Here is a 6,132-nt window from a genome sequence, read left to right as displayed (position 1 = left end):
GCCCCGGGCACCGCGCAGATGTCGAGGGTGGGGCCGGAGCGCGCGGAACTCCCGCAGCAGTCGGTCCCCGCACCGGCCGGAGCACCCGGACCGTACGCGCCGCCCGGCCCGCCCGGCCCGCCCGGTTCAGCGGGTTCAGCCGGTTCAGCGGGAACACTGCCCCCCCTGGCCCGGCGGCAGCCGGTGCAGCGTGCCCGTACCCAGGAAGCCCCTGCCTCGGAGCCGGAGAGGGTCCGTCCGCCCCGGGCGAGCGCGGTCGCGGACGGGGAGCGGCCCGAACTCCCCAAGCGCCGCCGCCAGGAGCACCTCGCCCCCGAGCTCCGTGACGCTCCTCCCGCTCCGCGCCACGACGACTCCGGTTCCGCCGGCTGGGACGAGACGGAGCAGGGGCACGATCCCGGCCTGCTGGCCGCGTTCCGGCGCGGCACCTCCCTCGCCGAGGACTCCGACGGCAACGACGCCACCCGCCCTGCCCGTTAGCGCGGCACCGCCCCCCAGCCCGCTCTCGGCCCCGCCTTTGAAGGAGAAGAACGCGATCATGGTGAGCGAAGCCCCCATCGGCCACACGGCAGACCTCTCCTGGCTGCTGACCGGACTCGTCCAGCGCGTACCCCATGCGCGCAGCTCTCTGCTGCTCTCCTCGGACGGCCTGGTGAAGGCCGTGCACGGCCTGGACACGGACACCGCCGACCACCTGGCGGCGCTCTCCTCCGGGCTCTACTCCCTGGCGCGCAGCGCCGGAATGCGGTTCGGCGACGGCGGTGACGTGCGCCAAGTGGTGGTCGAGCTGGACACCTCGCTGCTCTTCGTCTCCACAGCGGGGCAGGGCGCCTGCCTGGCGGTGCTCGCCGGGCGGGAGGCGGACGCGGCCGTCCTGGGCTACGAGATGGCCATGCTCGTGAAGAGCGTACGGCCGTATCTGGGGACCCCCGCGCGACAGCCGGCCGGACACTGAGGCCCCGGATGCGAGAGGAACCCAGAGAGGGGCCGTGGCTCGACGACGACGCCGGGCGGCTGATCCGCCCGTACACCGTCAGCAACGGGCGTACCAAGCCCTCGGCTCAATTCGACCTGCTCACCCTGGTCATGGCCACCGGTGACCGGCCGCAGAGTTACTTAGGCCCCGACCACAGCCACGTGCTGGGTCTGTGCGGCGGACCCGTCTCGGTCGCCGAGATCGCCGCACAGATCTCGCAGCCCGCTGTGGTCACCAAGGTGTTGCTCTCCGACCTGGTGGACTGCGGAGCGATCACCTCGCGTGCTCCGACCCGCGCTCCGCTGGGCCCGAACCCGAACGACCGAGACCTGCTGGAGGCGGTGCTGGATGGGCTACGTAAACGACTCTGAGGTGAGCCGTGCCGATCCGTTCCCGACCGCGCTGAAAATCCTCATCGCCGGGGGTTTCGGTGTCGGCAAGACCACGTTCGTCGGTGCTGTGAGCGAGATCGAGCCGCTGAGTACCGAGGAGCTGCTGACCCAGATCAGCGCAGCCACCGACAGCCTGGACGGGGTGGAGGACAAGGCCACCACCACCGTCGCCATGGACTTCGGCCGGATCACGCTCAGCGCCGACCACATGCTGTACCTCTTCGGCACCCCGGGCCAGCAGCGCTTCTGGTTCATGTGGAACGAGCTGTCCGAGGGAGCGCTGGGCGCGGTGGTGCTCGCCGACACCCGGCGGCTCGAACACTGCTTCGCGGCCGTGGACTTCTTCGAACGGCGTGGGATCAGCTTCATCGTCGCGGTCAACGAGTTCGACGGCTCCTACCGTTACGAGCCGGACGAGGTGCGTGCCGCGATCGACCTCAAGCCCGATGTGCCGGTGGTGCTCTGCGATGCCCGGCAGGCCAGCTCCGGAACGCAGGTTCTCGTCTCACTCGTCCAGCATCTGATCAACACTAGGAGCTCTCATGCCCCCGATGTCGTTTGACCCCACCAGCCACCTGCTGCTGACCCCCGAGGACGCCGAGGCTCCCAACCGGGTCGTCCGGCTGCGTGAGCTGGGCCTGGGAGAGGCTCCGGTCCCCGAGTTCGACGACTTCGCGCGCAGTCTGGCGCGGGTGACCGGCGCTCCGTACGCCATGGTGAACTTCATCGACGAGCACCGTCAGTACTTCGCCGGTCTCTACGCGCCCGGTGCCGACCAGGCCGTCGAACTCGACCCCTCCGCGGGCACGTCGGTCGGCCGGGTCATGGCGCGCGACCACGGCTACTGCCCGCACGTCATCGTGCGCCGCAAGGCGCTGGTACTGGAGGACGTCTGCGACTATCCGCGGTTCGCCGGGAACCCGGTGGTGGACGAGATCGGCATCCGCTCCTATCTCGGTGCCCCGCTGATCGACCGTACGGGCATGGCGCTGGGCACCGTGTGCGTGGTCGACCAGGAGCCCCGGCCGTGGGGACGGCAGGGGCTGGAGACCATCAAGTCCATGGCCGCCGAACTGGTGGACCAGATCCACAGGCGGGAGCACACGGGCCCCTGACCGCGCCCGGCCTCCGGCCGGCTGCGGGTTCAGCCGGCCAGCTCGGACTCGCATCGGACGAGTTCGCTGAGCTGCTGCGACCAGGAGCCCTTGGAGGTGCCCAGGGCGAGTTCGCCAAGGCGCAACCGCTGGATGTCGGAGGTGCCCGCCGGGGCGAAGATGTGGTGCGCGTCGCGCAGGTAGCGCTCCACGGGGCGGTCGGTGAACAGTCCGCAGGCGGCGTGGACCTCCATGGCGTCGCGGGCCGAGTCGAGTGCGTACTCCACGTTCACGAGCTTGGCGTTCATCAGCTCCGCGTCGCACGGGAGCCCGTGGTCCAGCAGATGCACGGCGTGGTAGGCGGCCAGGCGGGCCGTCATCAGCCGGGACTGCATCTGGCCCAGTTTGAGCTTGATGGAGCCGAGGTCGCCCAGCGGCGCACCGTAGCGCCGGCGCTCGGCGCAGAAGGCGGACGTCTCGTCGAGGATCGCCTGGTGGATGCCCAGGGAGACGGCGGTGAGGTTGGCGCGTCCGTAGAGGATGCTGGAGGAGTAGGCGACCGCGAGGCCGTCCCCCTCCTCGCCGAGCCGGTTGGCCGCGGGGACACGGCAGTTGTCGAAGATCAGCTCACCGAAGCTGAAGCCGTGCAGCCCCATGGCGGGTCGCTGGCCGCCGAGGGAGAAACCGGGACGGTCCGACTCCACGAGGAAGGCGGACAGGCCCTTGGAGCCCGGTCCGGTGCGCACCACGACGCCGTGCAGGTCGCCGACGTGACTGTTGCCGACGTAGACCTTGCTGCCGTTGAGGATGTAGTCGTCGCCGTCGCGTACCGCGGAACTGGTCATTCCGAGTACATGGCCGCCGGAGTCGGGCTCTGTCACGGCTATGGTCGGCAGGCAGTCGCCGGAGGCAATTGCCGGTAGCCACGTCTTCTTTTGCTCTTCGTTGCCAAAGTGAAGGATCTTGGCCACGCCGAGCTGTGACGCCTGCACCATGGCGCCCATCGCGCCGCTCACCCTGGAGAGTTCCTCGATCACCACCGTCTTGCCGAGATGACCCGCGCCCATGCCTCCGTATCCGCGCGGCACCGTGGCACCGATCCACCCCTGACGGGCGATCAGCCGGGACAGCCCGGCAGAGACCGCACGGGTCGACTCCATCTCGGGTATCCGGGGTATGACCTCGCGCTCCGCGAACTTCCGGACCTGTGCACGTAACCGCTCGTGGCGCTGGTCCGTGAAGTAGCGTTCCATGACGAGCCCTTCTGTGCGGGTGCCTCCGCTTCGGGTTGGGCGGAGGGTCGTTCACCGGCCGCGCTCCCGCCCTGGCTTGGCCGCCACCAGTATCGTCCACGGTCGCGCGGAAAGTTCAAGATCACGCGAAAGCTTTGGCCGAAACCCTCCCTATTGCAATCCTCGCCGGGCTGTGCGGGACAGGAGCTGAGGTTGCCGACGCGCCGGGGCACGCACGGCACCCCACCAGCATTACCCACTGGCATAGCACCACTACCCTTGGCTCCCGTCAAATCTGGCCGGACGGCAGTGAGTTGGCGCCCGCGGCGAACGCCCCGCCGACTCGCCGCCGGCGGCGGCCGACCTCCTTCACGCGGACCCCGCCTCCCAGTACGGTGATCGTCGGCGAGCGGTCCGATCCGAGCCGAGGGAAGGCGGACACCGTGGGCGGCGTACGGCAGGACCACACGACGGCGGCGGACGGTACCAAGGTCGCCACGTACACCTGGCTGCCCGACGACGCGGAGGGTGCCGGCAAGGTGCCGCGGGCCCTCGTCCAGATCGCCCACGGCGCCGCCGAACACGCTCAGCGCTACGACCGCTTCGCCCGTTTCCTCGGCCGCTACGGCTACGCCGTCGTCGCCTCGGACCACCGCGGTCACGGTGCCACCGCCGCGCACACCGGCGGCTACGGAGTGGTGGGGGAGAGCGGCTGGCGGACGACGGTCGAGGACCTCAAGGCGGTCGGTGACCGGGTACGCGCCGAACTGCCCGGCGACACCCTCTTCGTCTTCTTCGGTCACAGCATGGGGTCTCAGCTGGCCCGCGACTACGCACAGGAGTACGGGCAGGGCGTGGCCGGTCTCGTGCTGTCCGGCACCTTCCGCTCGCTGCCCGGCAGCGAGCCGGAGCGGGACATCCGCCAGTTGGAGGGTGAGATCGAGAGGGGCGGCCGGGACGCTCCCTCCGGCTTCGTGCCCGGCCTCTTCGGTTCCTTCAACGACCCCTACGCCCGCCGCACCGGCTTCGAATGGCTCTCCCGGAACGAGGACGAGGTGGACGTCTACGTGGCGGACGAGCGCTGCGGCTTCCCCTTCAGTGCGGGACTGTCGCTGGACTGGGTGCTCGGCAGCCGAAAGATCAACGACCCGGCGCAGCTGGGCCGGATCCCCCGCGAACTGCCCGTGCACATCGCCGTCGGTGACCAGGACCCCTGCAACCAGGGCATGACACTCGTCTACGAACTTCTCGAGGACTTCCGCTATCTGGGCCTGCGCGATCTGAGCTGGAGCGCCTACCCCGGCGCCCGACACGAGATCCTCAACGAGACCAACAGGGACGAAGTCCACAACGACCTGCTGCAATGGCTGAACGCGCACGTCTGAGCGGAAGGGTGAACCCGTGGAGCACGGGGAGCACGGGGAGAGAGGCGGCGTCAGCGCCGACGACGTCCGTACGGAGGCGCTGGCGCTCCCTGGGACGGCGGAGAAACTCGCCTGGGGACAGCCCACCTTCCGGGTGGCCGGCAAGCTCTTCGTCTCGCTCGGCGACGACGACACCACCATCGGGGTGAAGTGCCCGCGGGAGGAGCGGGGTGAGCTGATCGAGGCCGAGCCCGAGAAGTTCTTCGTCGTCCCCGGGCACGACGACAACTACAACTTCCTGCGGGTCCGGCTGGCGGCGCTGGAGGACGTCGGGGAGCTGCGAGCCATCCTGCTCGACTCCTGGCGCCAGGCGGCACCGAAGCGGCTCAGGGACGGACAGGGCTGACGGCGAATCCCTGCACGAAGGCGGACGGCGGCCCGGGGCGGGCGTAGTACCAGCCCTGCGCCGTGTCGCAGCCCAGTTCACGCAGCCGGATGGCCTGATGCTCGGTCTCCACGCCCTCCACGGTGACCGCCAGGCCCAGCGCGTGGGCGAGCGAGACGATCCCCTCCACGAAGGTCACGTCGACCGGATCCGCCGGATGCCGCTGCAGCCCCTGGGTGAAGGACCGGTCCAGCTTCAGCGTGGTGGCGGGCAGCCGGCGCAGGTTGGCGAGGTTGGAATAGCCGGTGCCGAAGTCGTCCAGGGCGATGTCGACGCCCAGCTCGGCGAGTTGCCGGAGCGGCTTCAGTTCGTCCTCGTCGGCGCCTATCAGTGCGCTCTCGGTGACCTCCAGGCAGAGCGAGGAAGGAGCCATCCCCGCGGCCTCCAGCACGGCGACGGTGTCGGGCACCAGATCGGGGTGATGCAGCTGACGGGGCGAGAGATTGACGTTCACCCGCAGCGGCGGCTCTCCGTCATCGGCGGGGCCGCCGCCGGCGCTTCCCGCGTCGCGCTGCGCGTGCCAGGCGCACGCCTGCCGCACCGCCTGCTCCAGCACCCACCGGCCCAACGGCACGATGAGGCCGGTGTGTTCGGCCAGCGGGATGAACCGGTCCGGGCCGAGTCTGCCG

General features: G+C 70.1%; 9 protein-coding genes and 1 pseudogene. 7 read left to right on the top strand and 3 right to left on the bottom strand.

What is annotated here, in order from left to right; all coding sequences use genetic code 11:
- The 5 genes and pseudogenes from ACRDP3_RS23850 to ACRDP3_RS23830 all read left to right on the top strand — a co-directional run.
- Positions 1–480, top strand: a pseudogene (locus ACRDP3_RS23850) (hypothetical protein); the annotation flags it as partial.
- A 58-nt stretch (positions 481–538) separates the two neighbouring features.
- Positions 539–955, top strand: coding sequence for a roadblock/LC7 domain-containing protein (locus ACRDP3_RS23845; protein ID WP_431519054.1), 417 nt, complete (start codon positions 539–541; stop codon positions 953–955).
- Positions 956–963: 8 nt separating this feature from the next.
- Complete coding sequence (locus tag ACRDP3_RS23840; RefSeq protein ID WP_431519053.1) at positions 964–1,347, top strand: DUF742 domain-containing protein; 384 nt, start codon at positions 964–966, stop codon at positions 1,345–1,347.
- Positions 1,325–1,930 carry a GTP-binding protein gene (locus ACRDP3_RS23835; protein ID WP_431519052.1) on the top strand — a complete coding sequence of 202 codons (606 nt, stop codon included), beginning with the start codon at positions 1,325–1,327 and terminating at the stop codon, positions 1,928–1,930. Before ACRDP3_RS23840 ends, ACRDP3_RS23835 begins: the two co-directional genes overlap by 23 nt.
- On the top strand, positions 1,920–2,483 hold the full coding sequence (locus ACRDP3_RS23830; protein WP_431519051.1) for a GAF domain-containing protein: 564 nt from the start codon (positions 1,920–1,922) through the stop codon (positions 2,481–2,483). Before ACRDP3_RS23835 ends, ACRDP3_RS23830 begins: the two co-directional genes overlap by 11 nt.
- Positions 2,484–2,512: 29 nt before the next feature.
- Here the strand turns inward: ACRDP3_RS23830 and ACRDP3_RS23825 are convergent, their stop codons facing one another.
- Positions 2,513–3,715, bottom strand: a complete 1,203-nt coding sequence (locus ACRDP3_RS23825) for an acyl-CoA dehydrogenase family protein (protein ID WP_431519050.1) — start codon at positions 3,713–3,715, stop codon at positions 2,513–2,515.
- A gap of 268 nt (positions 3,716–3,983) precedes the next feature.
- Positions 3,984–4,136 carry a hypothetical protein gene (locus ACRDP3_RS23820; RefSeq protein WP_431519049.1) on the bottom strand — a complete coding sequence of 51 codons (153 nt, stop codon included), beginning with the start codon at positions 4,134–4,136 and terminating at the stop codon, positions 3,984–3,986.
- 1 nt (position 4,137) lies between these two features.
- Here ACRDP3_RS23820 and ACRDP3_RS23815 point away from each other — a divergent pair, with 1 nt between their 5' ends.
- Positions 4,138–5,079 carry an alpha/beta fold hydrolase gene (locus ACRDP3_RS23815; RefSeq protein WP_431519048.1) on the top strand — a complete coding sequence of 314 codons (942 nt, stop codon included), beginning with the start codon at positions 4,138–4,140 and terminating at the stop codon, positions 5,077–5,079.
- A gap of 16 nt (positions 5,080–5,095) precedes the next feature.
- Complete coding sequence (locus ACRDP3_RS23810) at positions 5,096–5,464, top strand: MmcQ/YjbR family DNA-binding protein (protein ID WP_431519047.1); 369 nt, start codon at positions 5,096–5,098, stop codon at positions 5,462–5,464.
- On the opposite strand, the gene ACRDP3_RS23805 is transcribed toward ACRDP3_RS23810, so the two are convergent.
- Positions 5,445–6,132: EAL domain-containing protein (locus tag ACRDP3_RS23805; protein ID WP_431519046.1), on the bottom strand; the 688-nt coding region annotated here is incomplete at its 5' end. The genes ACRDP3_RS23810 and ACRDP3_RS23805 overlap by 20 nt on opposite strands.

Origin of the sequence: Streptomyces sp., assembly GCF_050698815.1 — a bacterium.
In the GTDB taxonomy this organism is placed as follows: domain Bacteria; phylum Actinomycetota; class Actinomycetes; order Streptomycetales; family Streptomycetaceae; genus Streptomyces.
The sequence above is the reverse complement of the archived record's forward strand: the minus strand, read 5'-3'. Positions and strand labels throughout refer to the sequence as shown.

Excerpts from the sequence above, each read along its gene's own strand:
- ACRDP3_RS23845 (WP_431519054.1), top strand. The coding sequence starts at position 539 with ATGGTGAGCGAAGCCCCCATCGGCCACACGGCAGACCTCTCCTGGCTG.
- ACRDP3_RS23840 (WP_431519053.1), top strand. The coding sequence starts at position 964 with ATGCGAGAGGAACCCAGAGAGGGGCCGTGGCTCGACGACGACGCCGGG.
- ACRDP3_RS23835 (WP_431519052.1), top strand. The coding sequence starts at position 1,325 with ATGGGCTACGTAAACGACTCTGAGGTGAGCCGTGCCGATCCGTTCCCG.
- ACRDP3_RS23830 (WP_431519051.1), top strand. The coding sequence starts at position 1,920 with ATGTCGTTTGACCCCACCAGCCACCTGCTGCTGACCCCCGAGGACGCC.
- ACRDP3_RS23825 (WP_431519050.1), bottom strand. The coding sequence starts at position 3,715 with ATGGAACGCTACTTCACGGACCAGCGCCACGAGCGGTTACGTGCACAG.